Annotated in this window: 16 protein-coding genes; 8 read left to right on the top strand and 8 right to left on the bottom strand. The window is 70.7% G+C overall.

Annotated features, from left to right (window positions below; translation table 11 throughout):
* Window positions 1–68: 68 nt before the first annotated feature.
* Entirely contained in the window at window positions 69–467 is a 399-nt protein-coding gene (locus tag AB0F29_RS31270; RefSeq protein WP_018959157.1) for a CBS domain-containing protein, read from the bottom strand.
* 213 nt (window positions 468–680) lie between these two features.
* Window positions 681–1,481: a histidinol-phosphatase gene (gene hisN, locus AB0F29_RS31265; RefSeq protein WP_018959156.1), complete on the bottom strand. Its 801-nt coding sequence runs from the start codon at window positions 1,479–1,481 to the stop codon at window positions 681–683.
* Window positions 1,482–1,605: 124 nt separating this feature from the next.
* On the opposite strand from hisN, the gene AB0F29_RS31260 reads away from it, so the two are divergent.
* Window positions 1,606–2,223, top strand: a complete 618-nt coding sequence (locus AB0F29_RS31260) for a TetR/AcrR family transcriptional regulator (RefSeq protein ID WP_361879102.1) — start codon at window positions 1,606–1,608, stop codon at window positions 2,221–2,223.
* Here the strand turns inward: AB0F29_RS31260 and AB0F29_RS31255 are convergent.
* The 4 genes from AB0F29_RS31255 to AB0F29_RS31240 form a co-directional block, all read right to left on the bottom strand.
* On the bottom strand, window positions 2,180–2,503 hold the full coding sequence (locus AB0F29_RS31255; RefSeq protein ID WP_010061553.1) for a multidrug efflux SMR transporter: 324 nt from the start codon (window positions 2,501–2,503) through the stop codon (window positions 2,180–2,182). The genes AB0F29_RS31260 and AB0F29_RS31255 overlap by 44 nt on opposite strands.
* Before the next feature lie 158 nt (window positions 2,504–2,661).
* Window positions 2,662–3,678, bottom strand: coding sequence for a ribosome small subunit-dependent GTPase A (gene rsgA, locus AB0F29_RS31250; protein ID WP_361879094.1), 1,017 nt, complete (start codon window positions 3,676–3,678; stop codon window positions 2,662–2,664).
* A 3-nt stretch (window positions 3,679–3,681) separates the two neighbouring features.
* Window positions 3,682–5,034, bottom strand: a complete 1,353-nt coding sequence (gene aroA, locus AB0F29_RS31245) for a 3-phosphoshikimate 1-carboxyvinyltransferase (protein WP_361879091.1) — start codon at window positions 5,032–5,034, stop codon at window positions 3,682–3,684.
* 104 nt (window positions 5,035–5,138) lie between these two features.
* Window positions 5,139–5,852 carry a M50 family metallopeptidase gene (locus AB0F29_RS31240; protein WP_361879088.1) on the bottom strand — a complete coding sequence of 238 codons (714 nt, stop codon included), beginning with the start codon at window positions 5,850–5,852 and terminating at the stop codon, window positions 5,139–5,141.
* 446 nt (window positions 5,853–6,298) lie between these two features.
* Between AB0F29_RS31240 and AB0F29_RS31235 the strand changes: the two genes are divergently transcribed.
* The 5 genes from AB0F29_RS31235 to AB0F29_RS31215 all read left to right on the top strand — a co-directional run bounded on the left by AB0F29_RS31235 (window position 6,299) and on the right by AB0F29_RS31215 (window position 11,270).
* On the top strand, window positions 6,299–7,273 hold the full coding sequence (locus AB0F29_RS31235) for a hypothetical protein (RefSeq protein WP_361879085.1): 975 nt from the start codon (window positions 6,299–6,301) through the stop codon (window positions 7,271–7,273).
* Between the two features lie 196 nt (window positions 7,274–7,469).
* Window positions 7,470–8,570 (top strand): hypothetical protein, encoded by a 1,101-nt coding sequence (locus AB0F29_RS31230; protein WP_361879083.1) that lies wholly within the window; start codon window positions 7,470–7,472, stop codon window positions 8,568–8,570.
* A 21-nt stretch (window positions 8,571–8,591) separates the two neighbouring features.
* Window positions 8,592–9,314: a hypothetical protein gene (locus tag AB0F29_RS31225; RefSeq protein ID WP_361879080.1), complete on the top strand. Its 723-nt coding sequence runs from the start codon at window positions 8,592–8,594 to the stop codon at window positions 9,312–9,314.
* A gap of 10 nt (window positions 9,315–9,324) precedes the next feature.
* Window positions 9,325–10,089, top strand: a complete 765-nt coding sequence (locus tag AB0F29_RS31220) for a hypothetical protein (protein WP_361879077.1) — start codon at window positions 9,325–9,327, stop codon at window positions 10,087–10,089.
* Window positions 10,090–10,181: 92 nt separating this feature from the next.
* Window positions 10,182–11,270: a M14 family metallopeptidase gene (locus AB0F29_RS31215; protein ID WP_361879074.1), complete on the top strand. Its 1,089-nt coding sequence runs from the start codon at window positions 10,182–10,184 to the stop codon at window positions 11,268–11,270.
* Window positions 11,271–11,371: 101 nt separating this feature from the next.
* Here AB0F29_RS31215 and AB0F29_RS31210 read toward each other — a convergent pair whose 3' ends face one another.
* Both AB0F29_RS31210 and AB0F29_RS31205 read right to left on the bottom strand, forming a co-directional pair.
* Entirely contained in the window at window positions 11,372–12,616 is a 1,245-nt protein-coding gene (locus AB0F29_RS31210) for an ATP-grasp domain-containing protein (RefSeq protein ID WP_361879071.1), read from the bottom strand.
* Window positions 12,617–12,720: 104 nt separating this feature from the next.
* Window positions 12,721–14,046: an MFS transporter gene (locus tag AB0F29_RS31205; protein ID WP_361879068.1), complete on the bottom strand. Its 1,326-nt coding sequence runs from the start codon at window positions 14,044–14,046 to the stop codon at window positions 12,721–12,723.
* Between the two features lie 563 nt (window positions 14,047–14,609).
* On the opposite strand from AB0F29_RS31205, the gene AB0F29_RS31200 reads away from it, so the two are divergent.
* Both AB0F29_RS31200 and AB0F29_RS31195 read left to right on the top strand, forming a co-directional pair.
* Window positions 14,610–15,920 (top strand): hydroxyacid-oxoacid transhydrogenase, encoded by a 1,311-nt coding sequence (locus AB0F29_RS31200; protein ID WP_361879065.1) that lies wholly within the window; start codon window positions 14,610–14,612, stop codon window positions 15,918–15,920.
* A gap of 36 nt (window positions 15,921–15,956) precedes the next feature.
* Window positions 15,957–17,426 (top strand): aldehyde dehydrogenase family protein, encoded by a 1,470-nt coding sequence (locus AB0F29_RS31195; protein ID WP_361879062.1) that lies wholly within the window; start codon window positions 15,957–15,959, stop codon window positions 17,424–17,426.
* The last annotated feature ends 35 nt before the right edge of the window (window positions 17,427–17,461 follow it).

The following is a 17,461-nucleotide window of genomic DNA, read 5'->3' as shown; positions in this document are numbered from 1 at the left end:
GGGCCGGATCCCCTCGCGGGGTCCGGCCCACCGGTCGTTCCCGCGCCGACCGCACGCCGGGCGAGCGGTCAGCCGGCGGCCGCGACCGTACGCCGGACGGGCGCCCAGCAGCGGATGATGTCGCGCACCGACACGATGCCCACCGGCCCGTCGCCGTCCAGCACGATCAGATGCCGGAACCCGCCGTGCGTCATGGCCTCCGCGGCCTCCTCCAGCGTCCAGGCCGGGGCGGCGAACACCACGTCGGTGGTGGTGTGGGCGGACGCGGTCTCCCGGTCGGGGTCCAGCCCCGATCCGAGCGCGTCGAGGATGTCGCGCTCGGTGATGATGCCGAGCCCGCAGGTGTCCGGATCGTGGACGACAGCTGCCCCGATGCGGCGGGCCGACATCAGCCGGGCCGCCTGGCGGAGCGTATGCGTGGGGCCGATGGTGAGGACCACCGTGCTCATGGCGTCACGGACGAGCATGTAACGAGCCACCTCCTCGGCGAGCCGACTCTGTGAGTCGATTCACAAGTTCACAAGTGGGGGGACTCTCAGAGTTGCACCCTTGGGGCGGGTCGACAAGGGGTGGGTGAAGCGTGGGGAGGGCGCCCGAAAAGCACACAACGCGCCCCCGGCACGTCTTGCGGACCGTACAGTTGCGGACCGTACGGTTTCGGACAGACCCGAAAGGGGCGGTCAGTACCGCTGGTTCAGATAGCCCAGCAGCTCGTCGTGGAGCGGCCCGTTGGAGGCCGCCGCGTTTCCGCCGCCCGGACCGTCCACCCCGTCCAGCGAGGTGAACCGGCCGCCCGCCTCCTGCACGATGATCGCGGTCGCCGCCATGTCCCACAGCGAGAGCTCCGGCTCCGCGCAGATGTCCACGGAACCCTCGGCGACCATCATGTACGGCCAGAAGTCCCCGTACCCCCGCGTCCGCCAGCAGGCCCGGGTGAGGTCCAGGAGGCCGTCGAGCCGGCCCTGCGCCTCCCAGCCGGCCAGCGAGGAGAACGCGAACGAGGCGTCGGCGATCCGCTCCACCTTCGACACGTGCATCCGGGTCGCGGAGGTGAGGCTGCGGCCGGTGAAGGCGCCCGCGCCCTTCGCCGCCCACCAGCGCCGGTTCAGCGCCGGCGCGGAGACCACGCCCATCACCGGCTGGAAGCCTTCCTCGCCCGCCTCCATCAGCGAGATCAGCGTCGCCCACACCGGCACGCCGCGCACGTAGTTCTTGGTGCCGTCGATCGGGTCGATCACCCAGCGCCGCGGTCCGCTGCCCTCGATCCCGTACTCCTCGCCCAGGATCGCGTCTCTCGGGCGGGCCCGCTGCAGGTGGCCCCGGATCAGCTCCTCAGCGGCCTTGTCGGCCTCGCTCACCGGCGTCATGTCCGGCTTGGTCTCCACCTTCAGGTCGAGAGCCTTGAACCGGTCCATCGTCACCGCGTCGGCGGCGTCCGCCAGTACGTGGGCCAGGCGCAGATCATCGTGGTAGTCGGGCATGCCGTCACAGTATCCAGCGCCGCCGGGCGCGGGCTACAGCGCCCCCGTGCCTCCCGGGACCCTTGACAGCCCACGGGAGCGCGTCAACTCTGAACCGCAGGGTCCCGGGGCCGGGGAGGCGACGATGCCGACAGCGCGGCAGGCACTGCTGGACGCCGCCCTCAGGGCGCTGGACGAGGGGCCCTGGCGCACGGTGCGCATGGTTGACGTCGCGGCCCTGGCAGGAGTCTCACGGCAGACCCTCTACAACGAGTTCGGCACGAAGGGCGGACTGGCCGGGGCCCTGCTGCGACGGGCCGCCGACGGCTATCTCGCCGGGGTGGACCGTGCCCTGACCGCCCCCGTCCCCGACCGTCCGGCCGCCGTCGCGCTCTGGACCGTGCGGGCCGCCCGCCAGGACGCGCTGGTCAAGGCGCTGCTCACGGGGTACTGGGCGGAGGGGCTGCCCCGCCCGGAACATCTGCCGGGCCCCGGGGGAGGTACGGGCGGGAGACCGCCGCCGGCCCCCGGGGAGCTGCTCGCGCTCGTACGGGACCGGATGGTGGCGGTGTCGCCCGGGGCCGCCGCCGGGCGCTGCGAGATCGCGTTACGTCTCGCGCTGTCCTGTGTGATCGTTCCGGTGCCGGGCGACGACGCCGCGGACAACCGTGCGCTCGGGCTCGTACGGGAAGGGGCGCGGGCCGCGGTTCCGGTGGGCCTCAGTGGGCCGAGCCGGACAGCTGGAGGCCGATCACCCCGATGATCACCAGCGAGATCGACACCAGCTTCAGCGTGGAGACCACGTCACCGAGGAAGATCATGCCGTAGATCGCCGTCCCGGCCGCCCCGATCCCGGTCCACACCGCGTACGCCGGACCGACGTCGAGCTTCTTCAGCGCCAGGGTCAGCAGACCGAAACTGCCCAGCGCGAACGCGGCGAACGCGATCGTCGGCCAGAGCCGGGTGAATCCGTGGGAGAGCTTCAGACACACGGCGAAGCCGGTCTCCAGCAGTCCTGCGACCACGACCAGCAGCCAGGGCATCGTGAGTTGCCTCCCGCGTAGGTGACCGGCATCGGTTCGGGAACGTACCCGGTGGGCGGCAAGATGCACCGCCCGCTCGGTGCGATTATGCCTTTACCAATCGTTGAAGCCCGCAAACATGCCCGCGCCGCCCCGGCCGAATCCGGACGGACGCGCCGTCAGTCGCCCTCGCGCCGTTCCCGGGTCGCGAGCAGCCGGCGCAGGGAGTCCAGGCGTGCCGGGTCGGCGTGTCCCTCCGCCACCCAGGCGTCCAGCGCGCACTCCGGCTGGTTCTCGTCGTGGGTGCAGCCGCGCGGGCAGTTCTCGGTGCCCGGTTGCAGGTCCGGGAAGGCGTTGATGACCCGGGACGGGTCCACGTGGTGCAGCCCGAAGGAGCGCACTCCCGGGGTGTCGACCACCCAGCCCCGGTCGCCGGGCAGCGGCAGCGCGAGGGCCGAGGTGGTGGTGTGCCGCCCCCGGCCGGTGACCGCGTTGACGATGCCGGTGGTCCGTCGCCGCTCCGGCGGCACCAGGGCGTTGACCAGCGTCGTCTTGCCGACCCCGGAGTGCCCGACGAAAGCGGTGACGCGGTCGTTGAGGAACTCGCGCACCTGGTCCGCCGCGTCCCCGCTCTCCAGCTCCTCGCGGCTGGTCACGATGTACGGGACGCCCAGCGGGGTGTACGCCTCCAGCAGCTTGTCCGGAGACGCCAGGTCCGATTTGGTCAGTACCAGGAGCGGGGTGAGGCCGCCGTCGTACGCCGCCACCAGACAGCGGTCGATCATGCGCGGGCGGGGTTCCGGGTCGGCCAGCGCGGTGACGATCGCCAGCTGGTCCGCGTTGGCGACGACCACGCGCTCGTACGGATCGTCGTCGTCCGCCGTGCGGCGCAGCACCGTGCGACGCGGGGCGATGCGCACGATCCGGGCCAGGGTGTCCTTCTCGCCGGAGAGGTCGCCGACGATGGAGACGGTGTCGCCCACCACGGCGGCCTTGCGGCCCAGCTCGCGGGCCTTCATCGCCACCACGGTCCGGCCCTCGACGAGGCAGGTGAGCCGGCCGCGGTCGACGGTGAGGACCATGCCGTCCTCGGCGTCCTCGTGCTTGGGCCGGATGTGCGTACGCGGCCGGTTGCCCTTGCGGTTGGGGCGGACGCGGATGTCGTCCTCGTCGGGGTTCTTCCCGTAACGGCGCATCTTCTAGGCCCCGAGCATTCCGGTCCACATGTCCGGGAAGTCCGGCAGGGTCTTGGCGGTCGTGCCCACGTTCTCGATCTCCACGCCCTTCACCGCCAGGCCGATGATCGCCCCGGCGGTGGCCATGCGGTGGTCGTCGTACGTGTGGAAGACGCCGCCGTGCAGCGGGCGCGGGCGGATGTGCAGCCCGTCGGCCGTCTCGGTGACATCGCCGCCCAGTTCGTTGATCTCCTTGGTCAGCGCGGCCAGCCGGTCCGTCTCGTGCAGCCGCAGATGGGCGACGCCGCTCAGCGTGGAGGGGGAGTCGGCCAGCGCCGCGACCGCCGCGATGCCCGGGGTCAGCTCGCCGACCTCGCCGAGGTCCACGTCGATGCCGTGGACACGGCCCGTGCCGGTGAAGGTCAGGCCGTGCTCGGTCAGTTCGCAGCTGCCGCCCATCGCGGTGAAGATCTCGCGCAGCGCGTCGCCCGGCTGGGTGGTGCGCTCGGGCCAGTCGGGGATCGTGACCCGGCCGCCGGTCACCAGGGCCGCGGCCAGGAACGGCTGGGCGTTGGACAGGTCCGGCTCGATCGTCAGGTCCCGGCCGAGCAGCGCGGAGGGGGAGACCCGCCACACATTCGGCTCGCCGCCCGTCTCCGGTTCGTCCACCTGCGCGCCGACGGCCCGCAGCATGTCGACGGTCATCCGGATGTGCGGCATCGAGGGGAGCGTGGACCCGGTGTGCCGGACCTCCACGCCCTGGTTGAAGCGCGGTCCCGACAGCAGCAGCGCCGAGACGAACTGCGAGGAGGACGAGGCGTCGATCGCCACCGCGCCGCCCTCCAGCGCCCCGCCGCCGTGCACGGTCAGCGGCAGCGCCCCGCGCCCGTCGTCGTCGATCCGCGCGCCGAGCGCCCGCAGCCCCTCGATCACGCCGGTCAGCGGGCGCTCGTAGGACCGGGGGTCGCCGTCGAAGCGGACCGGGCCGTCGGAGAGTGTGGCGACGGGCGGCAGGAAGCGCATGACCGTGCCGGCGTTGCCGACGTCGACCGCCGCCGGGCCGTGCAGCCCCGCCGGGATGACCCGCCAGGCCTCGCCCGAACTGTCCGGGGAGGCCGCGGCGGACGGGCTGGAGGCGGACGAGGAGGAGACGGTCTCCTCGATCCCGACGCCCATGGCGCGCAGCGCGTCGGCCATGAGCAGGGTGTCGCGGGAGCGCAGCGGGCGGCGCAGCCAGCCCGGCTCGGCGGACAGCGAGGCGAGCACGAGCGCGCGGTTGGTGACCGATTTGGATCCGGGCACGGCGACGGTCGCGTCGACGGCGCCGCTCGCGTGGGGGGCGGGCCAGAGGGCGGGGTGCACGGAACTCTCGGTCATGGCCATCACTTTAGTGGCTTCCCGCCGACCTGGATCCTGATCAAAAGGGCGGAAACCGTCCCGTAGTGAAGGAGTGGTGCGGACCGCTGCGGCCCAACCCGCCCTCACCGCCCCAGCAGCCACCGCCCGCCGCCGATCAGCGAGCACAGCGACACCGCGTGGAAGAGGAACAGCCACAGCACCGCCGGGGCGTGGGTCAGCCGGGCCAGCTGGTCCGCGTCGGAGTCCGGGGCGCCGCCGTGGCGCCGCTTGGACTGGAGCTCGAACGGCGGCCGTACGCCGCCCAGCAGCAGGAACCACACCACCGCGTACGCGAACGCCGACTGGACGTCCGAGGAGGCCAGCCAGGACACCAGCAGGAACGCGGTGCCGGTCAGGATGACGGTGAGGGCCCCGTACACATTGCGGATCATCACCAGCATCACCGCGAGCAGGGCCGTCGCCACCCACAGCAGGAGGGTGATCCTGCCGTTGGTCAGCAGCCAGGCACCGCCCAGGCCCAGGAGCGAGGGGGCCGTGTAGCCGGCTGCCGCCGTGAGGATCATGCCGATCCCCGTCGGCTTGCCGCGGCTCACGGTCAGGCCGCTCGTGTCCGAGTGCAGGCGGATGCCGGAGAGCTGCCGCCCGGTGAGCAGCGCCACCAGACCGTGACCGCCCTCGTGCGCGATGGTGATGGTGTTGCGCGCGAGCCGCCATATCGGATTCGGCACGACGGCGATGAGCGCCAAGGTGGCCGTCACCACCACCAGCCACTGCTCGGGAGCGGACTGGGTTCCGGTGACGCGATCCCACAGATCGCCCAATTCGGTGCTGTTCATCGGACGGGCGACTCCTCGCGGTCGGGGCGGGCGGTCGTGGCAGTCTGGCATCTACGCGCGGACGGTGTCGTGGACGTCCTGGCAGCGCTGTCCCGCGGGGGTGACCGTTCCTGGTCCGGGGGGTGCGCCGTGCGGCCCCCGGCGAGCTGCGGGCGATCAGGGATCGGCCTTCTCGTCCAGGACCTAGCGCCGGCTCCGCGGGACCCGGCCCAGCCGTGACGCGGCCGCTCCCGGGTCCGCCCCTGGCGGCGGGGCCCGGAGCGGGACCATCTTCCTATAGCCCGTCCACCTTTCCGCACGACATATTGGTGACCACGGCGAGGGAATAGCCGGAAGCCGAGACGGGAGTGATCGTGTCCGCACGGATAACCATTGATCCCAGCCGCTTCAGCCAATTCGGTGAAGCCACTGGTAGTTCCTTCTGCCTGATCACGAATTCTGATCTGGTGGGTCAGCTGGAAGTCGCCGGAACTGCTTCCTACCGAGAATTCCTCACCATCACGATGGATGCCGGAGATCACTTCGAGGACATCCTCGACAAGCAGATTCCGGAGCCGGCTCACGTGCTGGTGATCTCGCCGGGAAGATTCTTCGAGTCACCGGATCCCGATCTGGTCGGGCAGCGGAAGATCATGGGAATGGCGTGCAACTCGACGCCCACCACCGCTGAGGAGATCCGTCACTTCCTCGGTGTGATGGAGCGGACCTCGGCGGCCGACCAGGCCGCGTTCTGCGACACCTTCTTCGAGCTCGCCGAGGACGCGGAACACCTGGCGTACGTCGATACCGTCCACGGGACCCGTGCCACCCTCGACCACCTGCGCGACGGCCTGGTGTGGAACCAGCAGGCCGGACCGCTGGACTGGGGCGACCAGCAGATCGTCCCCTCCGGCGAGATCAGTGTGCTGCCGGTGGAGATCAGGGAGTTCGACGAGGCCCTGAAACTGCCGCTGGAGGGCGAGATCACGCTGCGCGGCTACCCGATCCTGCACAGTGGCACCCCCTCCTTCTCCCGGGCGGACCAGGCTCGCATCCATGCCCAGCTCTGGGCGATGCACGACAGTGCGATCAAGGCCACCGTCGAGGACGGCAGGATCAGACGCCTGGAGGCCCTGGACGCCGGTGCGGCGCCGGCCGTGGCGATGCTGGAGCAGATGTTCGCCGTGGACTCCCGCTACCGCATCGTGTGGGAGATCGGGCACGCCCTCAACACCTCCCACGACATCCTGCCCGGCAACCACGCCATGAACGAGGTGTACGGCGGAGACGAGGGGTGCCTGCACGTCGGCCTCGGACTCACGCCGTACACCCAGTACCACCTGGACATCATCCTGCCCGACACCCGCGTGCTGACCAGCAATGGAGTCGCGGTGATCGGCCACCCGGACCACCCCACGGTGGAGAGGATCGTCTCCGCATAGCGGATGTACGAATCCCTTCCCCCCGGGGTGAACGCAAGGAAATAAAACAAACAGGAGGTGACTCGTCATGAAGAAGATCAAGGTGCAGAAGAACCGTAACTACCTGGGCACGCTCCTGGGCTGATCGCCGACCCGGGGCGGGGCATGTCACATGCCCCGCCCCGGGGTACCCCATCATGTCCTAGGGAGGGCTCCCGTGTCGCCGCTGGAAATCACGACCAAGGACTTCGAGCAGTTCGGTGAGCCGGTCGGGACGTTCTGCCTGATCACGGGGGAACCGCACGGCGAACAGTACGGCGAGATACTTTCCCCGATTTCCGGCGAGGGATATTCGCACGTACTCCACCTGACCCTTCCGCCCGGCACACGCCTGGGCGAGCTGATCGCCCGGGACGTCCCCGCGGACGCTCACGTGCTGGCGGTCTGCCCCGGGCGGTTCCTCGACTCGCCGACCGAGCGGGAACTGGGCGGGCGCAAGCTGGCCGTGCTGCCGGCCGGGTCCACGCCGCTGACCGGCGAACACGTCCGGTACCTCCTGCGTACCGCTGCCCGCACCGACGTCGCGCGGCACAGCCGGGTGGCCGAGGAGTTCTTCGACCTGGTCGGCGGCAGCGACCGGCTGACGATCGTCGACGACGACTCCGGTACCGAGGCGGAATTCGACCACACGGTCGGGGACTGCGTCTGGAACCAGCAGGCGGGTGTTCTGGAACCGGGCGATCAGCAGATCTTCCCCTCGGGCAAGCTCAGCGTCACCGCCGCGGAGATCACCACCTTCGCACCGGAGGCCCGGCTGCTCGGCCTGAACGGGGACCTGACCCTGCGCGGATGGCCGGTCGTGCACCGCCACGAGGACCCGGCCGACGGCGAGGACCAGCAACGGCTGTTCGCGGCGCTCGCGCCGCTCGTCTCCCACCCCGTGACGCTGCGCGTCGCCGCCGGAAGGATCGAGGCGCTCTCCCCGGGGACGCCCGCCGCGACGCCGGTCGCCACGGAGCTGGAGAAGCTCCTCACCGACGACCCGCGCTACCGCGTCATCTGGGAACTCGGCTTCGGCATCAACACCACCACGGAGATCATTCCGGCGAACTGCGGCCCCAACGAGGTGTACGGCTCGACCGACGGCGTGGTGAACATCGGGCTGGGGATCACGCCGGCCACGCGCTTCGCCCTGGCCTTCCTGTGCCCTCGCAGCTCCCTGGTGACATCGGACGGGACCCCTGTCCTCGGCGCCCGGAAAGCGACCCCCCGCGGCAGGATGCGGCGCGTTTCCAGCGCCGGTTGCGGCTGTCACTGACCCCAAGAAGGGAAGCACGCCATGACGACCGAACTGCGCACGAAGGTCGACGCGATACTCGACACCTTCATCAAGGACTTCTACGAGACGGTCCCCTACGCCCAGCACCAGAGGAACGCGTCCGAGCTGAATCTCGACTACTACAAGCGCCACAACATCGAGACGATCCTGCGGCTCCGCCGCAAGCGGACCGTGGACGCGCTGGCCATCAAGTACTTCACCAAGGTGGACCCGGTACAGGCCAAGGCATGGGCGCACTACACCGACGACGAGATGCTGCACGACCGGCTGTTCGCCGCCGACCTCGCCAAGGTCGGGGTCACCAAGGACCAGATCTACTCCACGGAGCCGCTGCTCTCCACCAAACTGCTCACCGGATACCTGCAGTACGGAATGGAGTTCGAGGACAGCCCGCTGGCGCTGATCACCAGCGTGTACTTCGTGGAGTACGTCACCACACGGACCCAGCCCGAGTGGCTGGACAACCTGGGCGACGTCCTCGGCGAGGAGCACGTCAAGGGCGCCCGCGCCCACGTCAACACCGACCTCGACGACGACCACGACGACTTCGTGTGGCGGGTGCTGTCCACGCTGATCGCGTCGGACGCCGACGAGCGAAAGGTCGTCGAGCACCTCGAACACGTCTACTGGCTGTGGAAGCTGTACTTCGTGGAACTGCACCAGCTCACCGTCCTCGGCAGGAGCGACGCACAGATCCCGCTGCCCACGGCGACCGAGGGCTGAGCGGGAAGAGGTGACCGAAGACCGCATCGGGCGGCCCGACGGGCGGCGGGGGGTGGAGCTCCTGGCCCTGCCGCCCGGCCGGCTCCTGCCGGCCGACACCGAGAAACGCATCGTGGACGGCCTGGTCCTCGCCATGCCGGGACTGCGCGCCCGGCAGCTGTTCACGCTCCGCCGCGAGATGCTGACCGAGGCCGACCACATCGTCGTCGGGGTGGACCGCGAGCACGACCGGGTCGTCACCCTGCTCACCTCGCGCTGGGTGGAGATCCCGTCGGGACGGCCCTGTCTGCACACCATGATCCAGTTCGTGGGTGACGCCTACCGCAACGGCACGGTGTTCAAGGAGAGCTGGGCGCTGCACTTCGCGCGGCTGCTCGCCGAGGGCCGCCCGTTCCCCGAGGTCATCGCGCTCAAGACGTACAACCCCGTGGTGCACTGCGCGATGTCGGCGTTCAGCGGCCATCCGGACACCGCCCTGTACCCGGATCTCTCGGGCAGGGACGTCAGCCGGTCCGCGCTGGCGGCCGAGGTGGCCGCCGCCCTCGCTCCCCGGGCCGTGTTCGACCCGGCGCGCGGGGTCATCGCGGGCATCGGCCGTCCTCTCGACCTCTACCGGGAACGGCCGCTGAGCCATGTCCCCGAGGCCAACCGGTACTTCGCCGACCACACCGAACCAGGTGACCGGGTCCTCTGCATGCTGCACGTGCCCACCCGGGCGGCGGCAGGCTCGATCCTCACGGCCCTGGGCGTGCCGTCGCCCCTCGTACGGAGCTGACGCACGGCCACCCGGACCCCGGCAGAACCTGCCGGGGTCCGGGGCCGTCGCCCGCGACCGACCTCAGTGACCCCCCGAGAACGCGAGGCAGCATGGCAGCGACATTTCCCCTCGACTACTCCCGGGCCCGCTCCGGCTTCCTGGGCGCCGCCGAGGAGGCCGGAGCGCGCCTGAGAACCTTCACCCTGCCCGGACACCGGGGGCCCGACGGCGGCGAGCTCTGCGTCGACACCGCCTACCTGGGGCCACCCGACCCGGTCGAGCTCCTGGTGACCGTATCCGGGACCCACGGGATCGAGGGCTTCGCCGGTTCGGCCTGCCAGACCGGGATCCTGTTGCGGGAAGGCGTCGCGAGGGCGGCCGCCGGGCCCACGACCGGTGTGCTGCTCGTCCACGCCCTCAACCCCTACGGCTTCGCCTACCTGCGGCGGGTCAACGAGGACAACGTCGACGTCAACCGCAACTTCGTCGACCACGACGCCCCGCCCCACAACAACGCCTACGACGCCGTGCACGGCACCCTGGTGGGGGCCGCCGACGACGCCGAGCTGATGGCCGCTCTCACGGAGCTCCGGGGGAAGCTCGGCCCGGAGCGGCTGCAGGAGGCGGTCACGCGGGGCCAGTACCGCCACCCCGACGGGCTGTTCTACGGTGGAGACGCGCCGGCCTGGTCCCGGCAGGTGTTCCGGACCGTGGTGGCCGAGCAGATCACCGGCGCCGCCGACATCGGCTACATCGACCTGCACACCGGACTGGGCGAGCGCGGGGTGGGCGAACCCATCTTCCGCGGCGGTCCGGACGCCGACGCCCACCAGCGGGCACGCCGTTGGTACGGCGACGCCCTCACCGCGTCGGAGCACGGCACGTCCTCCTCCACGCCGATCGTGGGCAACACGGCCACGGCGGTGGCGGACGGCCTGGGCGCGGACGGCCGGCTCACCGCGATCACGCTGGAGTTCGGCACCCAGCCAGGCCCCGCGGTGCTCCTGGCGCTCTGCGCCGACACCGGACTGCACCGGCGCTCTCCGCCGGCCGAGGCCGTCCGCTCGGACCGCAAGCGGCTGATCCGCGACGCCTTCTGCCCCACGGACGACGCCCGTTGGTGCGAGCAGGTGCTCGACCGGGCCCGCGAGGTCTTCGACCAGGCCCGCGTCGGCCTCGCGGCCGGCGAGCGCGGGTAGCTCGTGCGTCTCGTTCCGCGCCCCGCCGGGGAGGCGCGCGGAACGAGCCGCCGCGGGACCGCTGTCAGGGCGCCACCGGTCTCACGGCACCACGGTCGGCGTCACGGAGCCGACGGGTCGATGACCACCTTGGCCTCGATCTCCCGCACCTGCTGGGTGTCCTGATCGAGCACCTCCTGGTCCGGGGCGGAGAGGAGCACCCAGCCCAGAGTGGTGAAGAGGTCCTCGGTCTTCGGTACCCGGGAACCGTTGGGGTAGCGACAGCCCAGCTTCTGGAACGAGGTCAGCTCGCGCATCGCGTCGAGCACCTCCGCGTTGCGCATGGTGCCGCTGTTCGCCGCGGAGAGCCAGGCCACCCGGGTGGGCCGCACGATCTCGAACCCGGGGACGAAGACGGAGTCCAGGTGATGCCGTACCGCGCGGTCGATCTGGGAGTCCCCGGTCGCGAGCCGTGCGGCCTGCTGCGCACAGCCCCCGTCGAGGCGTGCCGCGATCTCGATCAGCCGGGGACCGTCCTCTGTCAGCATGATCTCGGTGTGCGTGCATCCCGTGCGGACGCCGACCGCCCGGGCGACCTTCCGTGTGTACGACTCCAGTACGCCGACCAGCGGATCACCGGGCAGGAGGTAGTCCTCCGCGTCGTAGACCCCGATGCGATCCCCCCGGGACGACTTGCTGTAGCGGACCACGGCCGAGAGGCCGAGCTCCCCGTCGACGGAGTAGGTGTCCACGACGAACTCGGTCCCCGCCGCGAACTCCTGGAGCAGAATGCTGTCGTTGGTCAGGTCGAACATGTTGACGGAGCCCAGCAGCCGCCGGAACGCCGGCCGCCAGTCATCGCCGGCCTCCACCTTGTGCACCCCGTCGGTTCCTCCGCTGCACCGGGGCTTGAGCACCAGCGCCCGGCCTTCCAGGCCGGTCTCCCGCAACCAGTCGGCCGCCTCCTCCTCGGTCTCGGCGGCGAACGTACGGAGGTGCGGAATGCCTGCCTTCGCCACGGCCTGGGCCATGGGCCACTTGTCCCGCCGCGCCGCGGAGAGCTCGGGGGCGTTTCCCGTCCCCGGTGCCAGCTCCTCGATCAGCGCGTCCACGAGTCTGACCGCGTGCTCGTTGCCCGGGATGACGGCGACCGGGTCGTAGCCGCGCACGATCCGTGTGAGCTTGGCGAAGTCACCGTCATGGAAGTGCGTCGCGGCGAACGTCTCGGGTTTCCAGCCGTGCAGATACGACTTCAGCGGCGCCGGCGTGCTCAGCACGGCCACCGATTCGACGCCCCGCTCCCGAAAGGCGTGTGCGTACTCGGCAGCCTCGGAATAAGGATCGACCAGGATTACATGGCGTGGCATCTTACGTCCCTTCTACGATGGGTCCCGCTGCTGGCCCGTTGGCCCGTTGGCCCGTTGGTCCGTCGGACCGTCGGGCGTGTCCACGCCGCTCCACGGGCGGCCGCTCAGGGCCCAGCCCGGACCTCGGCGTCGGCTGCTCCGGCGTCACCGAGCCCGTCCTTCCCGGCCTCGTCCGCCGCGGTGGCCGGGCGCACACCGCCCCAGGCGGCGGCCCCCGCGATGAGGCCCACCACCCCGCAGGCGATCCACAGCCCCTCCTCGAAGCGATTCCAGATCATCACGCCGATGAACGGACCGATCGCGCTGCCGAGTCCGTACAGCGCGTTCGAAGCTCCCAGATAGCGTCCCCGCAGCCCGGGAGGGCCCGCCTGGGCGGGATAGGCGAAGAACAGGGACGGATAGCCGATGATCTCCCCGAGCGACCAGACGAGGGTGGCGATCACCAGCGCGGCCACGCCCCAGGGCAGGGCGTACATGCTCATTCCGATGCCGGTCAGCAGCACACCCAGGATCACCGCCGTGCGCATCGCCCAGCGCTGCACCACCTTGGCGACGAGGAGTTCACAGGTGATGACCAGCAGGCCGTTCAGCGCGATCATCGCCGCGTAGACCTCGATCCCCAGCCCGAGGTGCTTCACGGTCAACGGCAGGGCCGCGATGTGCTGGATGTAGATGATGGAACTGACGAACATGGCGAGCAGGAACAGCAGATACCGGCGGTCGGCCAGTACCGCCAGATAGGAGGCCTTCGGGGCCTTCTTCCCGCCGCCCCCCGCTCCGTCTCCCGTGGAGTCCCCCGTCGGGCCCGCAGCCGTGCCGCGCGGCAGGGTGGTCGCGGCGACCGCGGAGAAGACCACCACGGCGAGCGCTTCCCCCCAGAACAGGAAGTCCCAGGAGATCTTGACGAGCGCGGCGCCCAGCAGGGGCGCGATCGTGCTGCCGAGGTTGATCGCCAGCCGCCCCATGGCGAAGATCATCATGTGGCGTTCCGGCGGGGTGAGGTTGCTGATCATGCTGGTGGAGGCCGGCTGATAGGCCAGACTCGCCGCACCGCTGATGGCGATGACGGCGAGGATGGCCGCGTAGTCGTCCAGATAGAGAACGCAGGGCAGCAGCACCGCCGAGCCCACCAGGGTGGACACGATCGTCAGCCGCGGTCCGAGCCGGTCGGACATCCAGCCCCCGACCAGGGTCCCGACCACGGCGCCCGCGCCGTACACACCGAGGGCCGCACCGGCCTGGGCGTCGGAGAATCCGCGCTGGGTCAGGTACAGCACCATGAATACCTGTACGAAGCCGCCGAGCCGATTGATCATCGTGCCGGCCAGCAGGGACTTCACCGCTGCCGGTGACTCTCGCCAGACCTGCCGTACTCCGGCGTGCTGTTTCCCGGCCCCGCTCGACGGTTTCGTCGCGTTGTCCTGTGCCATGCGACTCACTGTGCGGAAGGGTTCGCAACGCCAACAGTGTGAGCACGGACAAGCAACCGGGAATTACCGCCACCGACCCCCCGCCTACCGGGACAACCCCGCCGCCCCCGGCCGTCTCCGGGAGGCGGGCGGGCGCCCCTGAGGCTTGAACTGGTTCCTGTCGCAGAGGTGCCGTCGCGAAGCCTCGGGCCTCGGACGCGGTCGGGGGACAGCGGCGCGAAAACCCGCGGGACCTGTTGACTACCAGGTCGGACACCGTCCCGGAGGCGCGATACCCCGAGTCTCCGCACCATGAGCGCTGCCGGTTCGCGGTCGTCCGCCGCGCGAGGGGGCAGTGGGAGCACCGGGTTCACCGCGGCAGGACTGACCGATTCAGCCATAGGACTCCGGTCCTATGGCTGCGCGGAAAACGGCTGGCTAATATGAGGCCGCATCCGGCAGCCGCGCAGATATGAACGGCGATACCGTTCATGAGGCCGTGTTCGCCGCAGGCGGCGCGCCGCTGTTCCCTTACTGTATTCAGTCGCACTTCTCGATTCATTCCATGAAAACAGAGGGGGCAAATGATGTTATCCGGTTGGGGCGGTGAAGCAGTACCCGAACGGGAACGGATAATCGACTGGCGGGCTCCGTCGCTGAAATTCGGTGTCGGCGCCACCCGGGAGATCGGCTTCGCGGTGCGCAGCGCGGGGATCACCTCGGTGCTGCTGGTGACCGACCCCGTTCTCGCCTCTCTCGGACTGCCCGCGCGAGTCGCCAAGTCGATCGAGCAGGAGGGGATCGAGGTCACGGTCTTCGACCGGGCCCGCGTGGAGCCCACCGACGAGAGCTGCGCCGAGGCGGCCCGCGAGCTCGCGTCCCTCCAGGTGGACGGCTACGTGGGTCTCGGTGGCGGCAGCTCGATCGACACCGCCAAGATGCTGAATCTGCTGCTCAGCCATCCCGGCCGCCCGGTACGCGACTACCTGAACGCGCCGATCGGGGCCGGAGCCCCGGTCCCCGGCCCCCTCAAACCACTGGTGGCCGTGCCCACGACGGCCGGCAGCGGCAGCGAGTGCACCGCCATGGTCGCGCTCGGCGTGACGGGCCTGAACGTGAAGACGGGGATCAGCGATCCGCGGCTGCTCCCCGCGCTGGCACTGGTCGACCCGGCGAACACCCTGTCCCTGCCGCCGGCGGTCACCGCGGCCTCGGGGTACGACGTCCTGACGCACGCCTGCGAGTCGTACACGGCGCGGGCCTTCGACCGGCGGCCCGCGTACGCGACTCCCGAGGACCGCCCCCTGTACATCGGCGCCAACCCGATCAGCGATGTCTGGGCGGAGCAGGCGTTGAGCTTGGTGGGACGCTACCTCAGGCGGGCGGTGCTCAACCCGGACGATCTGGAGGCGCGTACCGGAATGAGCAGGGCCGCGAGCTTCGCGGGGATGGGGTTCGGCAACGCCGGCACCCATATTCCGCATGCCTGCGCCTATCCGGTGGCCGGGCTGGTCCGCGAGTACCGGCCGCGGGGTTACGAGGTCGAGCACGCGATGGTGCCGCACGGAGCCGCGGTCGTCTCCACGGCCGCCGCCGCCTTCGAGTTCACGTATCCGACCGCTCCCGAAAGGCACTTGAGGGCGGCCGAGTTGCTGGGGGCGAATCTCGACGGGGTGACCGGTGCCAACGGCTCGGACGTCCTTCCGGCCACTTTGCGGAGCATCGTGGCGGACACCGGAGGGCCTGCCGGGCTGGGGGACTTCGGCTACACCGCGAAGGACCTGCCCGAACTCGTCGCCGGAGCACTCAAGCAGCGGCGTCTGCTGGTGTGCTGTCCGCGCGACGTCGCCCCGGCCGATCTCCACAGGGTGCTCGCCGGCTCGATGACCGGCTGACACCGAAGCAGTGCTTCCCACCACGCAAGGAGCTGGATGAGGCACGCGAGCGAAGCAGAGTTGCCCGAGCACTCGGCCGTCATCGCGGGGAGGAAGGTCCCGACGGCGCGCTGGATCGACGTCGTCGACCCGGCGACCGCCCGGCCCTTCGCGCGTGTCGCCCGCTGTGGCCCGGCCGAGGTCCGGGCGGCGGTGGAGGCCGCCAGGCACACCTACGAGACGACCTGGCGGTTCACCTCGCCGGTGGAGCGCTCCGCTGTCTGCCACCGCATCGCCGGGGGCCTGCGCGCCCGGCGCCAGGAGCTGGCCCGCCTGGAGACACTCGACACGGGCAAGCCGCTCGGTCAGTCGCTGGCCGACGCCGGCATCGCCGCCCGGTACTTCGAGTTCTACGCCAACGCCCTGGAGGCCCTGGGCGGGGAGACGATCCAGCAGCGGCCCGACCGCCTCGCGTTCACGCTGCGGGAACCCTACGGTGTGTGCGGGCACATCATCCCCTGGAACTACCCGCTGCAGATCGCCGCGCGAACCTTGGCGCCGGCCCTCGCGGCCGGCAACTGCTGCGTCCTCAAGCCGGCCGAGGACGCGCCCCTGACCTCGCTCCGCCTGGCCGGGATCGCCGAGGAGGCGGGTCTCCCGGCAGGGGCCCTGAACGTCGTCCCGGGATACGGGGACGAAGCGGGAGCCGCGCTGGCCGCTCATCCCGACGTGGACCGCCTCGCCTTCACCGGCTCGCGGGAGGCGGGCGAGGCCGTGATGACGGCGGCGGCCCGGAACATCGTGCCGGTCACGCTGGAACTGGGCGGGAAGTCGCCGCACCTCGTGTTCCCCGACTACGACGCCGCGTCGGCGGTGCCGCAGATCGTGGAGTCGATCACCGAGCACGCGGGACAGAACTGCTCGGCCGGGAGCAGGCTGCTCGTCCACCGCTCCGTCCACGACGAGCTGGTGGCCGCGCTCGCCGAGAGGTTCCGTTCGCTGCGCCTCGGCCCGGGTCTCGACGACCCGGACATGGGCCCCCTCATCTCGGCGAAGCAGCGCGACAGGGTCCTGGGGTATCTGTCCGAGGTCTCCGACAGCTCCATCGAGGTCCGCGCCGGCGGCGGCGTACCCGGGGGAGAGGCGTTCGCCGACGGCTTCTACGTGGAACCGACCCTCCTCGATCGGGTGACCCCGGAGCACCGGGTCTTCAACGAGGAGATCTTCGGCCCGGTCCTGTGCGTCTCCGTGTTCGACTCGATGGACGAGGCGGTCGCACTCGCCGAACACACCACGTACGGCCTGGCCGCCGGTATCTGGACGCGGGATGTGACCGCCGCCCACTGGCTCGCCCAGCGGTTGCGGGTGGGGCAGGTGTTCGTGAACAACTACAGCGCGGCCGGAGGGGTCGAGCTGCCGTTCGGCGGCTATCGCCGCTCCGGGGTGGGAGTGGAGAAGGGGCTGGAGGCGCTGCGCGAGTACACGCGGTGCAAGACCGTGGCGATTCACGCACGGCTGCCTTCCTGACCCCTCGTACCGGGGCGCCGAACCGCCCCGGGGCA

It is taken from the genome of Streptomyces sp. NPDC026589, assembly GCF_040638385.1.
GTDB lineage: Bacteria > Actinomycetota > Actinomycetes > Streptomycetales > Streptomycetaceae > Streptomyces.
This window is presented reverse-complemented; position numbering and strand designations above follow the sequence as displayed.